Source organism: Ruminococcus sp. OM04-4AA, assembly GCF_003462585.1.
Classification (GTDB): Bacteria; Bacillota; Clostridia; order Lachnospirales; family Lachnospiraceae; genus Mediterraneibacter; species Mediterraneibacter faecis.
This window is the reverse complement of the sequence record NZ_QTZH01000024.1, coordinates 1-21,660: the sequence shown is the minus strand read 5'-3', so window position 1 is coordinate 21,660 and position 21,660 is coordinate 1. Positions and strand designations below refer to the sequence as shown.

Genomic DNA, 21,660 nt, shown 5'->3' with positions numbered 1-21,660 from the left:
GTTATCTCGGCATCTCCCACTTTGTATGATCTGTATGAAGCAGCATATGTGATTTGTGTGACAATGGTTTCTCAAGGAAATCGTTGTACAATTTCATAACATCCTGGTTCTCATGGGAGAATCTGATCTTGGCGTTCTTGTCAAGGAAATAGAGGTTTGCACCACGTGTGTGTGCAAGTTCTTCGCCGTCGTGGATCGGCTGACCGCCTCCGCCGACGCATCCTCCTGGACAGGCCATAACTTCCACAAAGTCGTAGTGTACTTCACCATGTTCAATTGCTTCAAGCAGTTTGCGTACATTTCCAAGACCACTGACAACAGCAGCGCGGATCGTAGCATCACCGATCTGTACTTCAGCTTCTACAACACCCGTCTCAAAGGATGGACTGCGGACGATCTTAAATGCATCCGGATCCGGGTTACGTCCGGTTACAAGATAGTGTGCGGAACGAAGTGCAGCTTCCATAACACCGCCGGTAGCACCGAAGATAACACCGGCACCGGACCACTCTTTCATAAGCGGATCACATTCGCGGTCTTTCAGGCTCTTTGGATCAATATGTGCAGCACGGATCATTCTTGTCAGCTCTCTTGTAGTGAGAACTGTGTCAATGTCATGTCCGGCATACTCACCGTAGAAAAGTTCCATGTTGCGTTCGCCTTTTTTTGCTACGCAAGGCATGACAGATACGGTGTAAATATCTTCCGGAGCAACACCGATGGACTGTGCAAAATAAGTCTTCATAACAGCACCGAACATCTGCTGTGGTGACTTGGCTGTGGACAGCTGTGGCACCAGATGTGGGTACTGTGATTTGATGAAACGGATCCATCCAGGGCAGCAGGAAGTGAACATCGGACGCAGCTTTAATTCTCCTTTGGTGAAGCGCTGCAGAAATTCATTTCCTTCTTCCATGATTGTAAGGTCAGCAGAGAAAGAAGTATCGAAGACGTAGTCTACGCCGATCTTTTTCAAGGCGTCCATGATCTTTCCGATTTTTGCTTCTTCTCTGGAAAGACCGAGAGCCTCTCCCCACGCGGCACGGACTGCCGGAGCAACCTGTGCGACAACAACTTTCTTCTTGTCAGCAATCGCACTCCATACGTCTTCTGTATCATCACGCTCACGAAGTGCACCGACCGGACAATGTGTGATACACTGCCCGCAGAGAGAACAGGAGACTTCGTTGATCTTTTTATTTCCGTTTACATTGATCGTTGTTCTTGAACCTGTACTTGTAACATCCCAGATGTTCAGTCCCTGGATCTTGTCACAAATCTGGATACAGCGCATACATTTGATACATTTGCGTGAATCACGGATGAGAGGGAATGTCTTGTCCCAAGGAGTTTCTTCAAAACGTTCTTTGAACGGAAGATCGATCAGGTTCAGGTCATTTGCAACCTGCTGAAGTGTACAGTTCCCGCTTCTGACACAGGTTGCACATTTGCAGTCATGCTGGGAAAGGATAAGCTGTACAGTCTGTCTTCTTGCAATGCGTACTTTTGGGCTGTTGGTGTAGATCACCATGCCCTCGGTCACAACGTTATTACAGGAGGTGACCAGACGATCTTTCCCTTCAATCTCAACAACACAGACACGGCAGGCCGCAATCTCGTTGATATCTTTTAAATAACATAATTTCGGAATCGGAGTTCCAAGCTTTGCCGCAGCTTCCATGATAGTAGTTCCGGAAGGTACGGATATTTTCTGATTATCAATTGTAATATTTACCATTTTTCTTTCCGACCTCCTTTAAAAATACCATAACCGAAGTGGTCGCAGCGCAGGCATCTGTGGGATTCCTGTTTTGCTTCGGCTTCTGTCATACAGTTTTCAACGCCTTCGAAGTCACAGACACGGCTACAGGCTTCGCGCTCTGTTATCTCAACTCTTCCACATGGCTCACGGTCGCTTAAACGTGGCTCCGGAATCTCAACATCGCAGCTGATGATATGGTGGAAACCAAGATATTCATCGATATTGGCGGCAACAACCTTTGCAGCAGCAATTGCTTTGATTACAGAAGCAGGTCCGGACGCACAGTCTCCACCGGCGAATACGCCAGGGATGTTATCGAAACCGCCATAACGTTCTGTCATGATCTTACCGCGGGAAACCGGAACGCCGGCTTCGGCAAAGTGTTCAGATTCGATATCCTGACCGATTGCAACGATGAGTGTCTGGCAAGGGATAAGGAAATCTTCTTCTCCTGTCGGACAGACACTTGCACGACCGTCTTTGATCTTGCTGATCATCTGTGGTGTGACGTAGATGCCTGAAACGTGTCCATTCTCATCTGTCTCTATTCTGGATGGAGCTTTCAATGTGAGAACTTCAATTCCCTCAGCAACAGCACCTTCAATCTCAGCCGGAAGAGCAGTCATATCTGCAGTACGGCGTCTGTAAACGATACTTACTTTTTTAGCACCGAGACGTTTTGCTGTGCGGACAGCGTCCATAGAAACATTACCGCCACCGATGACAGCAACTTCCTGTCCGGTAAGATCAGGGCTCTTATTTTCTCCGACATCACGAAGGAAGATACGGCGGAGATCACGCCTTCTGCATGCTCGCCTTCGATACCAAGCTTCTTATCAGTGCTTGCACCGATGGAAATAAGAACAGCATCGTATTCTTGGCGCAGACTCTGAATTGTGATATCTTTACCGATACGTTTTCCAAATTCTACCTGAACTCCGGTCTCAAGGATTGCCTGAATGTCTTCGTCCAAACGATCTTTCGGAAGTCTGTAGTTCGGGATACCGTAGCGGAGCATTCCGCCGAGCTTTGGAAGCATCTCGAATACGGTTGTCTGATGTCCCATCAACTGCAGGTAGTAAGCAGCACTGAGTCCACCAGGTCCTCCACCTACAACAGCGATACGCTTTCCGGTGGAAGGTGCGCATTCCGGTGGCGGAACTTTGCCTGCATAGTCAGCGGCCATACGTTTCAGTCCACGGATATTGATGGCATCATCTACGATATTTCTACGGCAGCGGGCCTCACAAGGATGCTCGCAGATAAAACCGCAGGTTGTCGGGAACGGATTATCCTTACGGATCAGACGAATTGCGTCGGCGTAACGCCCCTCTCCGGTCAGTGCGATATATCCAGGGATATCAACATGTGCAGGACAGAGAGAAACGCAAGGTACAGGCTGTGTATAGTGGCAGGTACAGCGTCCCTGACGGACATGTTCCTCATAATCTTCGCGACAGTCTCTTAAGCTCTTATGTACCATGGCACCAGCTTCATATCCGATCGGACAGTCAGAACCTTCGCGGATAGATTCAGACAGTGTGTCAATCAGATCGAGTGTCTCCATTGTAGCAGTCCCGTTCATAACATCTGTCAGAAGGTTCTTCAGTTGCCACAGCCCAACGCGGCACGGGGTACATTTTCCACAGGATTGCGTCTGACACATCTCGATGAATGCACGAGTCATGTCAACCGGACATAATCCCGGAGGGCTGGATTCAATTCTGCGTTCCAGATCTTTGTACAGCTCTTCAACGACGAGCTGGCCTTTGTCTGGACCTGGGATTTCAAGTCTACTCATTTTAAACCTCTCCTTTTACCATAACGTTCATTACTGACTGATTTTAAAATAGGAAATGTATTTGAAAAACCTATCTTCAAACCAGTAAAGTTCCATTTGGTAATATTCTACAAATAAATCTAAAAATTATCAAGAAAAGTTTAAAAAATGACGAGCCTGTTATTTATTATACAAACAACAAGCTTGTCAAAAATAAACAAAAATATTCTAAAAAATATTGAGAAACAGCTAAAAAAATTTAATTCATATAGCGGTAGCAACGAAAATGATAACAGAGCGTTCACCTAAAAATATTTTAGATTCTACCGTGGGCATTGAATTTTTGTGAAAAAACTGACATTTAGGATCTCCGGTGTTGACCGCAACTTTCCATTCATAATGTTCAGGAAGTTCCGGCAGAGTGAGTGTGACCGGAAACCATCCGGAATTTACAGCCAGATAAACAAGATCTTCTTCTTGTGTTGCTTCATTATAACCTGCGAATCGTACACAGACAACATGGCTGTCACCGGAGAAATTTGTCTCATCCGGAGTGAGTCCATGCGTGCTCATCGCCGGAATACCAAGATAACTTGGTTCGAGATCCTTACGGATGGCAGGATGATCTTTGCGGAACTGGATCATATATTGAAAGAAATCGAACAGATCTTTATTTTTTTTGAGGAGACTCCAGTCCAGCCAAGAGATCAGGTTATCCTGACAATAAGGGTTATTATTTCCATAACGTGTGTCTGCGAATTCATCACCGGAGAGGAACATTGGAGTTCCACGGCTACAAAGCAGAACGGCACATGCATTTTTCATCAGTCGTTTGCGAAGCACCAGAACAGCGGAATCATTTGTTTCGCCTTCTACGCCACAGTTCCAGCTGTTATTGTCGTCAGCTCCGTCAGTGTTCCCCCAACCGTTGGCTTCATTATGCTTCTGGTTATAACTGTACAGGTCACAAAGCGTGAAGCCATCATGACAGGTGAGAAAGTTGATGGAAGCATTTCCACCTCGGTAAGCAGGATCGTACAGATCAGGAGAACCTGTGATTCTTGCGGCAGCAGTCTGGGCAAGGAAGTCATCTCCTTTTAAAAAGCGGCGCATATCATCACGGTAGCGCCCATTCCATTCAGCCCAACGCTTCCAGGAAGGGAAGGAACCGACTTGATAAAGTCCGCCGGCATCCCATGCTTCAGCGATCAGTTTTACATTTCCAAGGATTGAGTCAAAAGCCAGGCTTCGCAGAAGCGGTGGCTGGCTTAGAGGTGTTCCGTCATCATTTCGTCCGAGAATCGAAGCGAGATCAAAACGGAATCCGTCTACACGGTATTCGATGACCCAGTAACGCAGACACTCCAAAATCATGTCTCGCACGACCGGGTGATTGCAGTTTAATGTATTTCCACATCCACTGAAATTATAATAATGTCCGTCCGGAGTCAACATATAGTAAATGTTGTTGTCAAACCCTTTGAAAGAAAAGCACGGACCGAATTCATTTCCTTCGGCAGTGTGGTTGAAGACAACGTCGAGGATCACTTCTATCCCATTGTCATGGAGATCTTTGATCAGTGTCTTGAGTTCCAGTCCTTCGCGGTTATATTCCATAGAAGAGCAGTAGCTTGTATTTGGTGCAAAGAAACTGACCGGATTATATCCCCAGAAATCAATAAGTTCATTTTCATCAATCAATCGTACATCGCGCATCTCATCAAATTCAAAGATTGGCATTAGTTCAACAGCGTTGACTCCAAGTTCTTTCAAATAAGGAATCTTTTCGCGCAGACCTTCGAAGGTACCGTGGTGCTTAACACCGGAACTTTCATCCATGGTAAATCCGCGGACGTGCAGCTCGTAGATGATCAAGTCTTCCATAGGGATAGAATGGTGACGCTGGTCACCCCAGTCAAAGTTGGATTGTACCACGCGGGCACGATAACCATGCTGGGCGTTATTCACATGTCCCCACTGGCTCTGTCCGGTGACTGCACGTGCATAAGGATCCAGCAGGATTTTGTTTTTATCAAAACGGAGTCCTTTCTTTTCATCATAAGGACCATCCAATCGATAGGCGTACTCAAATTCTTCGATATCCAGATCAAAGACGATCATAGAATAGCAGAATCCGATCCTGTAACTTTCCGGAAATGGAATCACGGCGTATGGTTCTTCGGCTTTGCGGTGAAACAGCAGAAGCTCGCAGGAGATAGCACCGTGTGTATGAATCGTAAAGTTGACACCACCTGGGATAGCGACTGCACCGAATTCACGGAAAAAGCCGGGGCGGATCTGGAATCCATTGACGGTATCGATTGGCTTGAGCTGTTCGGATATTACTGGCATACAGAAAAACTCCTTTCTAAGTTGTATTCAAGTAACTTAAGTATAACACTTAGAAAAATAAAAGCATAGAAAAATAAAAGCGTGGGTTCAGCCTATCATTCTTTTATGAAATGTGTTACAATAGTGTCACTGTGTCAGAAAAATTTCTGACGAGATGTGTTACCGGACGCAGAATTTGTGAATGGAAGCGACATCATTATTTGTAGAAAAGAGGTTATGGTATTATGGCAGAAGAGCAGAACACAGCAGGATGTTCAGAGGAATCCTGTGCCAGCTGTGCCAGTGCAGGAACGTGCACAAGCAAGAAAGTTGATATGCATGAACCGATGAATATGTATTCATCTATTAAGAAAGTAATCGGCGTTGTCAGCGGAAAGGGCGGCGTTGGTAAGTCACTTGTGACAGCATCCCTTGCAAGAATGATGAGAGCAAAAGGATACAATGTTGGTATCATGGATGCAGATATTACAGGTCCATCGATTCCGAAGATGTATGGTCTTCATGAGATGGCAGTAGGAACAGAGCAGGGAATTCTTCCATGTGAGGCAGCAGACGGAACAAAGATCATGTCTGTCAATCTTCTTTTGGAAGATGAGGAAGCACCGGTTATTTGGAGGGGACCAGTGATCGCAGGTGTTGTAAAGCAGTTTTGGACAGACGTTATGTGGGGAGATCTTGATTATCTTTTCGTTGATATGCCACCTGGAACAGGTGATGTTCCGCTGACAGTATTCCAGTCTCTTCCGGTTGATGGCGTTGTGATCGTTACATCTCCGCAGGATCTTGTACAGATGATCGTGAAGAAGGCATATGGAATGGCGAAGCAGATGAATATTCCGGTTCTTGGAATTGTTGAGAACTACAGCTATGTGAAGTGTCCGGATTGTGGCAAAGAGATTAAAGTATTTGGAGAGAGCCACATTGATGAGATTGCAGCAGATCTTAATGTTCCGGTTCTTGGAAAGATGCCACTTGACCCGGCAATCGCGCAGATGGTTGAGGAAGAGAAGTTTTCTGAGGCAGAGAATCCATATCTGGAAGGTTTCGAGCTGTAAAGCAAGTTGAGTGTATGTAATGGGAGTCATGGAAGACAAGGTTGGGGGATCTTGTCTTTCATGGCTTTTTTACGCGAGCAACGAGCAAAGTCCGTGCTCCCAAAAGAAATAACAGAAAAGCACAAATTATAAATTACACAGGAGGAATTAACACATGATAGGCGAAAGAATAGAATTATGGCACAAAGAAGAATATCATTACCCAGCGGCGCATGGGTTTATCCCGATTATGGTCAGCTATATTCATGAGGATGAGCTGCTGCATCCGGCAATGCTGGTTGTTCCGGGAGGCGGTTACAGACTTGTATCGCCTTCGGAAGCACATCTGGTTGCTACGGAATTTTATCAGGCCGGTTATAATGTGTTCGTCCTTGAATATACAGTGAATCCACTGGATGAAGCACCATTAAAGCTTCAGCCGCTGAAAGATATTTCCAGAGCAATGCGAATGATCCGTTTTCGTGCAGAACAGCTGCATATTTTATCGGATCAGATCGTGGTTTGTGGATTTTCAGCTGGAGGACATCTGTGTGCGAGTCTGTGTGTGCATGGAGCGGATATCGAGGATCCTGATGAAAAATATCAGAAGTTTTCAAACAAACCGGATGCTGCTGTACTGTCTTATCCGGTAATTACTTCAGGAAAATATGCTCACAGAGATTCTTTTGTAGCTCTTTTAGGGAAGAATTCAACAAAGAAAGAGTTAGAATATATGTCAATTGAAAAGTATGTAACAAAAGAAATACCACCATGTTTCATTTGGCAGACAGCAACGGATGGAACCGTTCCGGTACAGAATAGCTATCTTTTAGCCCAGAAATGTCTGGAAGAAGGAGTTCCATTTGCGCACCATGTATTTTCAGAAGGCGTACATGGAATGTCTGTTGCAACAGAGGACTGGCTGGAACGCAGAGGAAGACAGCCTTATACACAGGAGCAGCTTCGTATGCTTGCAGAAGCGATTCTTGCGGGAGAAACTTCATTTTCAAAGGAAAAGGGAGAAGAACTTCTTGTGCAAAATGGGATTGGAAGAACACAGCCACCGAAATGGACAGCAGAGCAGAAAGAAGAAATCCGAAAGACTCTGAAAGAAGTACAGATCTGGCCCAAACTGGCAGAGGAATGGCTGGAGAAAATAATTGATTACAAAGGAGAAGCACGATGAGAATTCTATTGATCCGTCACGGAGATCCGGATTATGTAAATGACACATTAACAGAAAAAGGAAGACGTGAAGCAGCACTGCTTGCAAAACGTGCAGTATCTATGAATATGGGGGAATGCTATAAGTCTCCACTTGGAAGAGCGAAGGATACGGCGGCTCCATGTCTTGAGGTAACTGGAAAAACAGCAGAAATATTGGATTGGCTGCAAGAGTTCCCGGCGCAGGTTGATTTGAATAAAAATCCGGAACTTGAAAAAGCATATCCTGATGTGAAAAAAGAAGGAGGGTATTTCTTACCTAGAATTGCATGGGATATGGTTCCGGGGTATTGGACAGAACATGAAGCTTATATGGATAAAAATACATGGAGAGAAACAGAAGTGGCGAAAAATTCCGATCTCGTAGAAGTATACGATCATGTGATTGAAGAATTTGATCGCTTTCTCGCAGAGCATGGATACGTAAGAGAAGGGGCGCATTATCGTGTGGAGAAAGAAAGTGATGAGACAGTGACATTTTTCTGCCATTTCGGAATCAGCTGCGTGCTGTTGTCCCATTTATGGAATGTATCACCATTCGTGCTTTGGCATAGTCTGGCTCTTGCACCGACTTCTGTGACAGAAGTAGTAACAGAAGAGAGAGAACAGGGAACGGCATATTTCCGAGGATTGAAAGTAGGAGATATCTCACATCTCTATGCAGGTGGAGAAGAACCGTCCTTCGCAGCAAGATTCTGTGAGACATATAGCAACAAGGAGCAGAGACATTAAAATCAAATGTCTCTGCTCCTTGCTTTATGGATTTTGGTATTATTAAACCACCTTCTGATAAGCAATTCGTTCTGTTCCATCTTCAACATATACGATTCCGCAATATTTGAATCCATTCTTATCTAACAGATGCTGCATTACGATGTTGTCACGGTGTGTGTCAATACGGATATTGCCGCATTGCTCCAAAGCCCAGTTCAGGCAGAAGGAAGCAGCACCTTTTACATTTCCGGTGGAAGTGATGCGGTGGACAACTCCGTAACGGGAGTCATTGATCCAGTCGCCATCGTAGATACGCATATAAGTAGGATCAGCACCTTCTTTATAATAGAAAGTGGCAATGATCTGATCCTGCTCTGTGCAGACATAACTGTTCCCCTCAGTAATATCGTCCAGAATTAACTGCGGAGAAGGATAAGTGTTTCCCCACTGGGAAGCATTTCCGTGAGTTGCCATAAATCTGCGTGCGTTTTCGTACATTTTAAGAAGCACGTCTAATTCTTCCGGCCTGGTCTTTCTGATTTCCATAATATTCCTCTTTCATAAACTAAATATAGATACTCTAATGCACTATTATATCAAAAAACAGAATATAACTCTATTGACAAAAATATAAAGAAAAAAGAAAGTGAAAACGTTATCATAGAGGAAAAGTACCTAGAGGTTTTTCAGAAAGAAAATCAGATCGTTTATTTGCGTGTGAATCCGACCGTACACATGGGGAAAATGTTCTTTTTACGGTACATTTTTACTGTACTAAAGTTTGTACAATTCCCCGTAAAATGGGCGTTTTTTCGCATATTTTGTACTAAATCGAATACAAAGCAATTTCCGATATTTATTCTCGATTTTACGCTTGTCATTTATTTAACACGGTGTTATACTATGCCCGTAAAACAATTACAAAACTATTTTAGGAAAGAATATAGGAGGATTTTTCAATGGCTAATTTTGAGCAGTGGGCTGGCTTCAAGGGAAGAAAATGGACACACTCTGTAGACGTGCGTGATTTCATCCAGGAGAACTACACACCATATGAAGGTGATGAGGCATTCCTTGAGGGACCGACAGAAGCAACAGACAAATTATGGGGAAGACTGCAGGAACTTCAGAAAGAAGAAAGAGCTAAGGGCGGAGTTCTCGATATGGAGACAGAAGTTGTTTCCGGTCTGACAGCATACGGCCCAGGATATATCGATGAGAGCATGAAAGACCTTGAGCAGGTTGTTGGTTTGCAGACAGACAAACCACTGAAGAGAGCATTCATGCCTTACGGTGGAATCAAGATGGCAGAGCAGGCTTGTACAACATACGGATACCAGCCAAGCGAGAAACTGCATGAGATCTTCACAAAATATCATAAAACACATAACCAGGGTGTATTCGATGTTTATACACCAGAGATGAAAAAAGCTCGTCATAACAAGATCATCACAGGACTTCCGGATACATACGGACGTGGACGTATCGTAGGTGACTACCGTCGTGTTGCACTGTACGGTATCGATTTCCTGATCGAGAGAAAACAGTATGACTTCGAGCGTTACGCAAGACACGGCATGAAGGGTGAGGATTTCCGTCTTCGTGAAGAACTTGCAGATCAGATTAAAGCTCTGAAAGAGATGAAAGAGATGGCTGCAGCATACGGATTCGATATTTCTCAGCCGGCTAAGAATGCTCACGAAGCAGCTCAGTGGCTGTACTTCGGATATCTTGCAGCAATCAAGACACAGAATGGTGCAGCTATGTCCGTAGGACGTATCTCTACATTCCTTGATATCTATATTGACAGAGATCTTAAGAATGGAACACTTACAGAGAAGGAAGCTCAGGAGATCATCGACCACATGGTAATGAAATTCCGTATGGTTAAGTTCGCAAGAATCCCATCTTACAACCAGCTGTTCTCAGGAGACCCGACATGGGCTACACTTGAGGTTGGTGGACTTGGACAGGACGGACGTTCTATGGTAACAAAGACTGACTACCGTTTCCTCCACACACTGAACAACATGGGACCTTCACCAGAGCCAAACCTGACAGTTCTTTATTCTTCAAGACTGCCAGAGAACTTTAAGAAGTTCGCATCCCTGATTTCTGTAACAACAAGCTCCATCCAGTACGAGAACGATGATGTTATGCGTCCGGTATGGGGAGATGACTACAGCATCTGCTGCTGTGTATCTGCTACAGAGACAGGTAAAGAGATGCAGTTCTTCGGAGCTCGTGCAAACCTTGCTAAGTGTCTTCTTTACGCTATCAACGGTGGTGTTGATGAAAAGACTAAAGTACAGGTAGGACCGGCTTACCAGCCAATTACTTCTGAGTACCTTGATTACGATGAAGTACTTGCTAAATATGATGAAATGATGGAGTGGCTGTCCAAGCTGTATGTTGATACACTGAACATGATCCACTACATGCATGATAAATACTACTATGAGGCAGCTCAGATGTCCCTGATCGACACAGACGTTAAACGTTCTTTCGCAACAGGTATCGCTGGATTCTCACACGTAGTAGACTCCTTAAGCGCTATTAAATACGCTAAGGTTAAAGTTGTTCGTGACGAAGATGGACTTGCTACAGACTTCGAGATCGAAGGAGACTTCCCGAAATATGGTAACGATGATGACCGTGCAGACGAGATCGCTGTATGGCTGCTGAAGAAATTCATGCACAAACTGAACAAGTGCCACACATACAGACATTCTGTACCGACAACATCTATCCTTACAATTACATCTAACGTTGTATACGGTAAGGCTACAGGATCTCTTCCGGACGGAAGAAAGGCTGGAGAGCCACTTTCACCAGGAGCTAACCCGTCTTACGGCGCAGAGCAGAGTGGACTTCTTGCTTCTCTTAACTCTGTTGCTAAGCTCCTTACGAGCTTGCACTTGACGGAATTTCTAATACACAGACAATCAACCCAGGTGCACTTGGACATTCTGATGAAGAGCGTAAAGAGAACCTCGCTCACGTACTTGACGGATACTTCGATCAGGGAGCACATCATCTGAATGTTAACGTATTTGGCGTTGACAAACTGAAAGATGCTATGGAGCACCCAGAGAAACCTGAGTACGCTAACTTCACAATCCGTGTATCAGGATACGCTGTTAAGTTTATCGACCTTACTCGTGAGCAGCAGCTTGACGTTATCGCAAGAACTTGCCACGATCATATGTAATACAGCCAAGCCATGCGAAATCAGACAGTAAAAGACTCGTGCAAGCTTGCTTGCTAAGAGACTTTTGACTGGCTGGTTTCATAGGGCGCAGCCCCACAGCGAGAAGAAGCGAAGCGGAATCGAGCTGTGAGCATGGCGATGCTCTGGAATTCAGGCTTTAGCCTATGCATATTACATCAGGACGCAGTCATTTCACCATGCTGCGTCCTTTTTTAAAAATAAAATGTAACTGTTTAGAGCCAAGCAAAATTTCATAAAACAGCTATAAAATGCGTAGCATTTTGGAGGTTGGCTCTGAACAGTTACAATAAAATTTAGGAGGAGAAGAACATGTCAGAAGTAAAAGGATATATTCACTCAACAGAAAGCTTCGGTTCCGTTGACGGACCTGGCGTACGCTTTATTATTTTTGTAAGCGGATGTCCAATGCGCTGTCAGTTCTGCCACAACCCGGATACATGGAAGATGCAGGATGGCGAACTGAAGACAACAGACGAACTGCTTAAAACAGCACTTCGCTATAAAAGCTACTGGAAAGACAAAGGTGGTATCACAGTCAGCGGTGGAGAACCTTTGATGCAGATGGATTTCCTGATTGACCTTTTCAAGAAGGCGAAAGAACAGGGAGTTCATACCAATATTGATACAAGCGGAGCTGTATTTACAAAGGAAGAACCATTCTTTGGTAAACTGCAGGAGCTGCTGAAATACACAGATATGCTGATGCTTGACATCAAACACATTGATGATGAGCAGCATAAGATTCTCACAGGACAGAGCAACAAGAATATTCTTGAGTTTGCACGTTATCTGTCTGATATCAAGAAACCAATCTGGATCCGTCACGTACTCGTTCCGGAGCGCAGTGACAAGGATGAGTACCTGGAGAGACTTCATGATTTCATCGAGACACTGGATAATGTAGAGCGTGTTGAAGTTCTTCCATATCATACACTTGGTGCATACAAGTGGAAAGAACTTGGATATGATTACAAGTTAGAGGGAATCGATCCTCCGACACAGGAGAGAATTGAGAATGCAAACCGTATTCTTGAGACAGCGAAATATTTAAAATAAGATAAAAAAGAACTCTGTTATGAGATGTATGAATCAATACATTCGCAACAGAGTTCTTCTTTTACAAATACTTTACTTAAAATTTTCTCAGAAAGAAGAAGGTCACGACACACACGATTGCCTCGGTAACAGGAAGGCAGAGCCAGATACCTGTCATTCCCAAAAGTGCGGCAAGCAGGAATGCAATCGGCAGGATCAGTACAAGGCCGCGCAGGATAGAGATGATGAATCCCGGTACCGGCTGGTCGGAAGCACTTAAATAAGTGGCTGACACCATATTGATGCCTGAAAAGAACAGGCTTACAAAGTAAATGCGCATGCCTTCTGCTGCCATTGAAGTAAGCAACGGATCCTTGTCTTTATTAAACAAGTCAGCAATCGGAACTGCAAAGACAAAGACAACCAGATAAGCGATCAAAGCCATAAGTAATGCAGTGCTTAATGCATAGCGTCTTACCTGGTGGCGTACAGGAACTCCATTTTTACCAGGGTGGCTGCTGACAATCGGCTGGATGCCCTGCCCGATTCCGGTAAAGATTGCCACAAGTACGAGTGCGATATTAGCAAGGATACTGTATGCCGCAAGTCCGGTCGTTCCGCTGAATTTCAGAGTCAGCATGTTGAAGACAAGAATTACGATGCCGGAAGATAATTCAGCTACAAGAGAAGAAACTCCAAGCCGACAGATATCTACAGCAGTTTTTAGATGTATCCTTGTTTTTACCAGATGAAACTGATTTTTCTTTTTCCAGAAATGCATGGACAGAATACTCATCCCAACCAGTGGAGCAGTTGCAGTAGCCAGTGCAGCTCCGGTCATGCCAAGCTGCATAGGATAGATGAAAATGTAATCCAGCACAATATTTGTCAGACTTCCAACGAGCATTGCAGTCATTGAAAGCCGCGGTTCTCCATCATTTCTGACAAAACAATTCAACAGATTGTTGCATAAAAACAGAGGAGAAAACATGAGCAGGATGCTGATATATGGAATTGCATGCGGCAATGTAGTTCCGTCGGCTCCAAGTAAGACACAAAGAGGTCTTGCAAAAAACAGTCCGATGCTGAAAAAGAACAGCATAGCTACAAATGCAAGCTGAAGTGCCTGGGTGAAGATCGTGCGGTGAATCTCACTGTCAGCTCTGCCGGAGGAAAGCGAGTATCGCGCAGCAGCACCCATACCGATCATCAGCCCTGTTCCGTTTAACAAGCTGAAAGCAGGAAGAACCAGATTAAGCGCGGCAATCGCATCAGAGCCGATTCCCCGGGCAACAAAAAATGTATCGGCAAGGATATAACAAGAATATCCGATCATGCCGAGTACATTTGCTGAGACATATTTAACAAAGAGTGGAAATACATGTTCCCGGGCAGTTGAAGTAACTGAGTTGGATGACATAATAAAAAATTCCTTTCTGTATTTTCAGAATGCGTATAATACCATAGTATTTTGAGAAAATCAAATCTTTCTTTCTTATGAAAATAGAGGTAAAATAAAAATGTTATGTCTACGGTATTTACAATCCCCGAAAAGGTGGTTTACTCATTATAACATAGAACGAAGAAAGGAAACATATATGAATAAAAAAGAAGTACTTGAGATCCGTAAGCAGTTCTCACCGAAAAACTGTGCGATTACGAAAATCTGTGGCTGCTATGTGGATTATGAGAAGAATAAAAAGATGGAGTCAAAAGACGCATTTCTCGCACTTCCGGAAGAAGAGGCATTTAAATATTTTGATATTTTCAAGAAGACACTTTCCGGAAGTATCGGAAAGAATATGCTGAATATGGAGTTTCCACTGGATGCAGAGATGCCGGGCGGAACGCAGGAATTTCTTCTGAAGCTTCGTGACAGCCGTCTCGAAGACGATATGCTTTTGGAAGAATTCTATGACAAAGTTATTGCAACGTATGAGTATGCGGAGAATTATTACATTATTTTGATCCATGCAGCATACGATGTTCCTGGAAGAACATCCGATGATCTTGAGATGGATGATGCTTCAGATGAAGTATATCAGCATATACTGATGAGCATCTGTCCGGTCAGTTTGTCAAAGGCAGGGCTTAGCTATAACGCGGAAGAGAACTGTATTCAGGACAGAATCCGTGACTGGATCGTTGATAAGCCGGACAAAGGATTCCTCTTCCCGGCATTCAACGACAGAAGTACTGATCTTCACAGTGTGCTTTATTACACGAAGAAATCAGAAGATCTTCAGCCGGAGATGATCGACCAGCTTCTTGGTGCGAAGATGCCGATGTCTGCGGACACACAGAAAGAGACATTCCAGATGATTATTGAAGATACATTGGGAGAAGATGGTGATTACGAGACTGTCCGTAACATTCACGAGACATTGAATGATATGATCGAAGAACACAAAGAAGAACCGGATCCGCTGACATTGGATAAGACCGATGTGAAGAAAATCTTCGAGCAGAGCGGTGTGCCGAATGAGAAGATGGAGAACTTTGAGAAGAACTTCGAAGAAAATGCAGGCGAGAAAGCAACGCTTCTGGCAAGTAATATCGCAGAGACAAGAAAGTTCAATATCGAGACACCAGATGTTGTGATTAAAGTAAATCCGGACAGAATGGATCTTGTAGAGACAAGAATGATCGACGGAAGACAGTGCCTTGTGATTCCTGTGGATGACCACATTGAGGTCAATGGGATCAATGTCAGAACGATGAAGGTAAAAGGCGTTGCAGGACCGAAAGCGGGTGGTTCTGGTGAAGCTGTGGAAAATGCAGAGGATGATGTTGTTCCGTTTGATGAAGATTAATTGACGGGGAATGAAATAGAGAAAACGTACAAAGAGGATTCCTGCCTGAAAATATTTCCTTTTCTTTAAAATGAAATATTTTCAGGAGGGAATCCTCTTTACAGTCTTCTTTGAATAAAAACAGGTAGAAGAATAGTAACATTAGATGATTGTATACTGCATCAGTTCATAGTGCAGTTTACAACCTTCTACAATCTCAGCCGGGAGCAGTGCTCTGGCTACGAGTTTTAACTCTTCATCCGGAAGATCAACTCTTCTTAAGTGTGCATAATCTCCATCAATCTGTTCTACGATATAATCACATACTAACATTTTAAAATCTCCTTTTTTCCAGCATTTCTTCAATCTTTGCCTGCATCTCTTCTACAGTGTGGTTTCTTGTGCGTGCACATTCCTGCGCCTGACAGCCACAGATGATACATTTGCGGTAGGAAGGGCGGGAAAGTTTCTGTCCGTCTGTGTCAATCACATCTATATCAAAGAGACGCCCAATCGGATGTGTTTCTTCAATCTCAGTTGTGAGATTTTTGATTTTTTCTGCCGGACAGTCGATTGCAAGCAATAATTCATCTCCGGTTTTTTCGTGAATTTCAATTGAGTTTTTAATATCTGCCTCAGCTTGTTCCAGCTTTAGAAGCAGTGTATTCTTTCCACTGTCAAAGGCGGTGCGGATCTGTTCATTTGTCTTCACGGGTCCTGGGATGTTCATACAGAATGAAATGACTGGACAGTGGTATTGTTCAATGAATGTATCCTGGATTTGTGCACGCCGCTCACGACATTGCAGCATATCTGTTAATACAACCTGTTCTCCTTGCACAAGGAAACCTCCTTGTCATTTTCTCGCGTTTTGTTTAAGGGTGAATTACACGGTTTCAGCAATTCTACGCAGTATATATTTTACATAGTAGTTGCTCCTTAATGATGTACAACATGTTCAGCAGCTTTGATCTTTGCAATCACAGGATCTGCGTCTTTGCTCTGAAAATAGTGAAGTGTTGTTTCAGGAACAAGTGTCTTCAACAACTCTATATTATCATTTTTTAGCGCAGTTCGTACAGTCGATGCGCTGATTACAGCTCCGTTAGCTTCTTTTCGCGGAACAATCGTACATGAAATTTTATTTTCGGGAAGTTTTTTAGCCATAATCTTGTTGTAGATTCCAGTCACCTGGCTGTTTGGCTCTTCACCTACATAGCGGCAGTTGATTCCAAGCGCCTGCGCGATTCTAACAAAGATCGTCAGGTCAAGGTTCGCATGACTTTCCATAACAGCATCGGCATCTTTCTGAAAATAGCTTGGGAAAGTTGCATTGCTGATAATGTAAGGACCGCTCTCATGATAAATGATGTTGTTAAGGTGAGCGGTTCCTTCCAGAACTAATTGTTTTCGCACAGAGAACGGAACAAGACTCTGATCTTCACTGACGATAAATAAATGAAGAATATCACTTTCAGCAGCTTTTTCCACCAGATATTGATGCCCCAAAGTAAATGGATTCGCATTCATGACAAGTGCTGCAATGCGAAGGTTCTTTTGTGCCTTAGAGGATACTTCAGAAAGAATCGGTGTATTGTCAGTGGCGAATCGTTTCGTAACTTCTGACTGTTCGCTTTCTTTCTTTAAACGTTCCAGATAAGCGGAGAATCCTGTTTTTCTGTTCTCCATAAATACAATCTGACCGTCAATTCGGGCAATCTCATAAAAACCGAGATCACCAAAAAACTTGGCGGAATTGCATTTTGTATAGAGAAAAAGATGTGTATTACCACGCTCGAACTGTACGCTGATCAAGTGAGTTACAATCTGATTCATCAGTCCTTCTCCCTGATGCGCGTTGCTGACTGCCATACAGCGGAGTGTGTTGCCAAAACAGCTTCCGGTAGCGATGATGTTCATCTCATCATCATACATATCGCAGGTGTAGTCAAGATTTGCATCTCGGCGGATACCTTCTGCAAGGAGCAGTTCGTTTATCTGCTTGTTTGCCAGAATGTCAGATGGGTAGATCTGAGAGATTATATAATCAGACATAAAATCCTCCTGATAAATATCATAGGTCTGCCATTTGAATTTGACAGAAAAAGTGTTTCAATTACAAAGACATTCTATCATGAACTACAAAAAAGTAAAGAATAAGAATGATTAATGACAGAATCATTCTTATGATGGTTAGTGCTGATATAAAAAGGGAACTTTTTCCCTGAAAATATCAAGTAGCAGGTGTGGTAACATATGTACAACATCTTAATCAATTACATGAACCACTTATCGTGTATTTGCTTAGGCTGTTGTGTTTACAAGTCTACAAATACGATTGAGATGGAAAGGAGAAAGCCGAAAATGGCAAAGGGAAAATTATATACAGCTCTGTATGAGCGTTTGAGTCACGATGATGAGCTTCAGGGAGAATCTAACAGTATCTCTCATCAGAAGCAGATTCTTCAAGAATATGCAATGCAGAGGCACATAGCCTGACACCGGTTCGTCATTTCACAGATGATGGTATTTCCCGGTATACGATTTGATCGCCCAAGCTTCATTCAGATGATGAATGAGGTTAAGGTCGGAAACATTGGAACCATTATCATTAAGGACATGAGCCGATTGGGAAGAGATTACCTTTCCGTGTACAATAAAGTTGTTCAGGCTATATTGTAGAAAGGAAAGGTAATTTATGGCGAAGAAAGAATATTCACTCGCTAGTGTATCTATTTTATAAGTGTCTCTTAAAAACAAGATACACTAAAAATTCTTCAACATTTTTTTGTGCACGATATCATTATTGAATGTTAACTAAATGACATTGGTTCATTCCCATGTTAACGGCAAAAAAGGCAGAGCGCAAATTACTTGCATTATTTACTGAAATTTCTATAATTAATTGCTATAATTTATTTTTTAATTTAACACAGGAAACACAGTATTTTACAGTTATACATAAATAGATTACACCGACCACAACAATCGCGAACACTCCTGTATTGAAAAATAAATGCGCGATCATCGTCACAACTAACAATATTCCGATTAATTTTCCTGAGAATATGTAAGTACTGTAGGAACTTTGATAAACAGCTTCCTTTTCTGCCTCATCACAGTTTTCCAGCCATTGTTTATGAAAATCTTTGGAAGCAATATCGCCCTTTTTCTCTGGATGTACTTTCTGAAGCAGTTTTACATAACGGGCCTGAGCCATGCCACAGTAAAAGAAACAGATTAAAAACAGGACACATGCTGTAAGAAATTTTACCAGCGAAGTTCTTCCATCATGAATATATCTCATAGAATATCCACTTCCCAACAAAGCAATGCAAAGCACCTGTGCCACTACATTGATACACTGCAGAATTGCTCCGTACCTTTCTTCTTCATAATCCAGTCGATGAAATTCCTCATCTTCTGCATCTTCAATCCGATCACAGACGTTTCTTAGCTTTTTGAAGCAGATCTCATATGCTGCAATTGAAACGACAAGCACTGACAGGAGCCCTGGAACCATAAGCCTCCGTGTCACTTCCGTCAGAAGGCTCAGCGATCTTCCACTAAAATCTTCCCCAAAAACAATTTCATAAACTACAGTACTTACGCCTCCTATTACTCCGCCTATCAGCATTGCCGCTAACATCCTTACAATGGTTTTCTTTGTGTTTCTCGTCTTTGTATCACTCTTCATTGTTTTCATCCTCCTTATACTCAAAGATATCTTCTACTGTAACCTGACAGATCTTTGCAATTTTTAATGCCAGTGTCACAGATGGGGAATAGTCCCCACGCTCGATCAGACTGATCGTCTGGCGGGAAACTCCTGCCCGCTTTCCAAGCTCTGTCTGATTGATTCCCAGTTTTGATCTATATTCTTTTAATCGATTTAATAAAGGCAATTTCCAGTCCCCTTTCGTTTTGATTTGACAACTTTTCTTGTCATTTATGATGATAACATTGACAACTTTATTTGTCAATTAATTTCATACATCTTATAGACAACTTTGAATTTTTCAAAGCAAAACTTACATCCGTATAGCTGAGCAGCAAAATAATCAGCTATGGTCTGCACACTAACCTCAGGATTTGTTTTTCGAGAAATTAAAAACAAGAAAAAAAGCGCATGGACTTATAATATTCTTCTGCCTTGCAGGACAATAAAATATAAAAGTCCTATAGGTGCAAATCGGTAAGCTGTAAACAGACAGTTGTAGATTTATCCTTCGTGTATTATAATATTGCATACCGACTAAACAGGTCTGAGAAAGGTTGGAGATTACAGACATCTGTGAATTAGGACCGAAAAATAGTATTGGAGGATTCTTTTTATGAAAAAATCGAGTTTTTTCAAAAGTCTGCCATTTAAACTTCTGGTAGGTGTTGTGATCGGAATTCTTGCCGGACTTGCTCTTAATGCAAATGACGGGACAGGTTTGACAAATGCAATTCTGAACATTATTGTAACTTTGAAATATGTTCTGGGACAGATTATTTCATTCTGCGTTCCGCTGATCATCATTGGATTTATCGCACCGTCCATTACAAAGATGGGAAATAATGCATCGAGATTACTTCTGCTTGCAGTATGTATTGCATATGTATCTTCTGTTGGGGCTGCGTTATTCTCTACAGCAGCAGGATATGCGCTGATCCCGCATCTTTCTATTGTGACAGATGTAGATGGACTGAAAGAACTGCCGGAGATGGTGTTTGAACTTTCTATCCCACAGATCATGCCGGTTATGAGTGCACTTGTATTTTCTATTATGATCGGACTTGCAGCGGCATGGAATAAGGCAAAATTAATCACAGGAATGTTGGAAGAATTCCAGAAGATCGTGCTTTCCATTGTGTCAAGGATTTTGATTCCAATCCTTCCGTTATTTATTGGATTCACATTTTGTTCTCTGGCATATGAAGGCTCCATCACAAAACAGCTTCCGGTATTCCTTAAGGTTATTATTATTGTTATGATCGGACATTATATCTGGATGGCACTTCTTTATACAATCGCCGGCGTTTATTCAGGAAAGAATCCACTGGAGGTTGTGAAGCATTACGGACCGGCATATCTGACAGCCGTTGGAACAATGTCTTCAGCTGCTACACTCGGAGTTGCTCTGCAGTGCGCAGACAAGGCGAAACCATTAAGAAAAGATATGGTACAGTTTGGTATTCCACTGTTTGCTAATATCCATCTGTGTGGTTCTGTACTCACAGAAGTGTTCTTCTGTATGACAATCTCACAGATTCTGTATGGAAAACTTCCGTCAATTCCAACAATGCTTCTGTTTTGTATACTTCTTGGAGTATTTGCAATCGGTGCACCGGGAGTTCCAGGAGGAACAGTTATGGCATCCCTTGGACTTATCACAGGAGTCCTTCTGTTTGATGATGCGGGAACAGCACTGATGCTTACAATTTTCGCACTTCAGGATAGTTTTGGAACAGCTTGTAATGTGACCGGGGACGGAGCACTTACGCTGATTCTTACAGGATATGCGGAAAGACATAAGATTCCGGAGAAGTCAGATGAGATGCGGAATATTGAATTTTAATAATTAGATTTTAAGGGCAACTATTATAGTTGTCCTTATTTCTATTAAACGGAAAATCAAAAAGAGGTTGTAATTTTCGAAAATATATGTTAGCCTAAATTCACGCAGTTCTTATTCTTATGAACAGCAAAGATATCTATTAACCAATCGGTAATTATTTTCATAGTTCAG

General features: G+C 42.9%; 15 protein-coding genes and 3 pseudogenes. 8 read left to right on the top strand and 10 right to left on the bottom strand.

Going from position 1 to position 21,660, the window contains the following annotated elements; genetic code table 11:
• Position 1 precedes the first annotated feature (1 nt).
• The 3 genes and pseudogenes from DXB52_RS08610 to glgX all read right to left on the bottom strand — a co-directional run bounded on the left by DXB52_RS08610 (position 2) and on the right by glgX (position 5,894).
• On the bottom strand, positions 2 to 1,738 hold the full coding sequence (locus tag DXB52_RS08610) for a [FeFe] hydrogenase, group A (RefSeq protein WP_118106961.1): 1,737 nt from the start codon (positions 1,736 to 1,738) through the stop codon (positions 2 to 4).
• Positions 1,732 to 3,563: pseudogene (locus DXB52_RS08605) on the bottom strand (NAD(P)-binding protein). The gene DXB52_RS08610 and the pseudogene DXB52_RS08605 overlap by 7 nt, the downstream one beginning before the upstream one ends.
• 243 nt (positions 3,564 to 3,806) lie before the next feature.
• The gene (gene glgX, locus DXB52_RS08600; protein WP_118106959.1) at positions 3,807 to 5,894 is read right to left on the bottom strand and encodes a glycogen debranching protein GlgX; all 2,088 of its coding nucleotides are present in this window, start codon (positions 5,892 to 5,894) and stop codon (positions 3,807 to 3,809) included.
• 224 nt (positions 5,895 to 6,118) lie between these two features.
• Between glgX and DXB52_RS08595 the strand changes: the two genes are divergently transcribed.
• The 3 genes from DXB52_RS08595 (at position 6,119) to DXB52_RS08585 (ending at position 8,884) form a co-directional block, all read left to right on the top strand.
• A complete protein-coding gene (locus DXB52_RS08595; protein ID WP_117542147.1) occupies positions 6,119 to 6,949 on the top strand; it encodes an Mrp/NBP35 family ATP-binding protein in 831 nt (276 codons plus the stop codon).
• A 154-nt stretch (positions 6,950 to 7,103) separates the two neighbouring features.
• Positions 7,104 to 8,114 carry an alpha/beta hydrolase gene (locus DXB52_RS08590; RefSeq protein WP_118106957.1) on the top strand — a complete coding sequence of 337 codons (1,011 nt, stop codon included), beginning with the start codon at positions 7,104 to 7,106 and terminating at the stop codon, positions 8,112 to 8,114.
• On the top strand, positions 8,111 to 8,884 hold the full coding sequence (locus DXB52_RS08585) for a histidine phosphatase family protein (protein ID WP_117908558.1): 774 nt from the start codon (positions 8,111 to 8,113) through the stop codon (positions 8,882 to 8,884). The genes DXB52_RS08590 and DXB52_RS08585 overlap by 4 nt, the downstream gene beginning before the upstream one ends.
• A 42-nt stretch (positions 8,885 to 8,926) precedes the next feature.
• Here the strand turns inward: DXB52_RS08585 and DXB52_RS08580 are convergent, their stop codons facing one another.
• Positions 8,927 to 9,412, bottom strand: a complete 486-nt coding sequence (locus tag DXB52_RS08580) for a GNAT family N-acetyltransferase (protein ID WP_118106955.1) — start codon at positions 9,410 to 9,412, stop codon at positions 8,927 to 8,929.
• Between the two features lie 413 nt (positions 9,413 to 9,825).
• Between DXB52_RS08580 and pflB the strand changes: the two are divergent.
• Both pflB and pflA read left to right on the top strand, forming a co-directional pair.
• A pseudogene (gene pflB, locus DXB52_RS08575) lies at positions 9,826 to 12,077 on the top strand (formate C-acetyltransferase).
• A 330-nt stretch (positions 12,078 to 12,407) separates the two neighbouring features.
• Positions 12,408 to 13,154, top strand: a complete 747-nt coding sequence (gene pflA, locus DXB52_RS08570) for a pyruvate formate-lyase-activating protein (RefSeq protein ID WP_055144933.1) — start codon at positions 12,408 to 12,410, stop codon at positions 13,152 to 13,154.
• Positions 13,155 to 13,230: 76 nt separating this feature from the next.
• Here the strand turns inward: pflA and DXB52_RS08565 are convergent, their stop codons facing one another.
• Positions 13,231 to 14,553, bottom strand: coding sequence for an MATE family efflux transporter (locus tag DXB52_RS08565; protein WP_118106953.1), 1,323 nt, complete (start codon positions 14,551 to 14,553; stop codon positions 13,231 to 13,233).
• 178 nt (positions 14,554 to 14,731) lie between these two features.
• On the opposite strand from DXB52_RS08565, the gene DXB52_RS08560 reads away from it, so the two are divergent.
• Entirely contained in the window at positions 14,732 to 15,946 is a 1,215-nt protein-coding gene (locus tag DXB52_RS08560; protein WP_020436192.1) for a DUF4317 domain-containing protein, read from the top strand.
• Positions 15,947 to 16,087: 141 nt separating this feature from the next.
• Here the strand turns inward: DXB52_RS08560 and DXB52_RS08555 are convergent, their stop codons facing one another.
• The 3 genes from DXB52_RS08555 to citC form a co-directional block, all read right to left on the bottom strand.
• Positions 16,088 to 16,258: a hypothetical protein gene (locus DXB52_RS08555; RefSeq protein ID WP_015528732.1), complete on the bottom strand. Its 171-nt coding sequence runs from the start codon at positions 16,256 to 16,258 to the stop codon at positions 16,088 to 16,090.
• Position 16,259: 1 nt separating this feature from the next.
• Positions 16,260 to 16,766: a citrate lyase holo-[acyl-carrier protein] synthase gene (gene citX / locus DXB52_RS08550; protein ID WP_118106951.1), complete on the bottom strand. Its 507-nt coding sequence runs from the start codon at positions 16,764 to 16,766 to the stop codon at positions 16,260 to 16,262.
• Positions 16,767 to 16,864: 98 nt separating this feature from the next.
• On the bottom strand, positions 16,865 to 17,980 hold the full coding sequence (gene citC, locus DXB52_RS08545) for a [citrate (pro-3S)-lyase] ligase (RefSeq protein ID WP_118106949.1): 1,116 nt from the start codon (positions 17,978 to 17,980) through the stop codon (positions 16,865 to 16,867).
• Between the two features lie 309 nt (positions 17,981 to 18,289).
• Between citC and DXB52_RS17025 the strand changes: the two are divergent.
• Positions 18,290 to 18,577 (top strand): annotated as a pseudogene (locus tag DXB52_RS17025) (recombinase family protein); the annotation flags it as partial.
• A gap of 256 nt (positions 18,578 to 18,833) precedes the next feature.
• Here DXB52_RS17025 and DXB52_RS08535 read toward each other — a convergent pair.
• Positions 18,834 to 19,622, bottom strand: a complete 789-nt coding sequence (locus DXB52_RS08535; RefSeq protein ID WP_181989185.1) for a DUF3169 family protein — start codon at positions 19,620 to 19,622, stop codon at positions 18,834 to 18,836.
• Entirely contained in the window at positions 19,612 to 19,830 is a 219-nt protein-coding gene (locus DXB52_RS08530; protein ID WP_118106947.1) for a helix-turn-helix transcriptional regulator, read from the bottom strand. Before DXB52_RS08530 ends, DXB52_RS08535 begins: the two co-directional genes overlap by 11 nt.
• Positions 19,831 to 20,259: 429 nt before the next feature.
• Here DXB52_RS08530 and DXB52_RS08525 point away from each other — a divergent pair, with 429 nt between their 5' ends.
• Positions 20,260 to 21,489 (top strand): dicarboxylate/amino acid:cation symporter, encoded by a 1,230-nt coding sequence (locus DXB52_RS08525; RefSeq protein ID WP_118106946.1) that lies wholly within the window; start codon positions 20,260 to 20,262, stop codon positions 21,487 to 21,489.
• Positions 21,490 to 21,660: the final 171 nt, after the last annotated feature.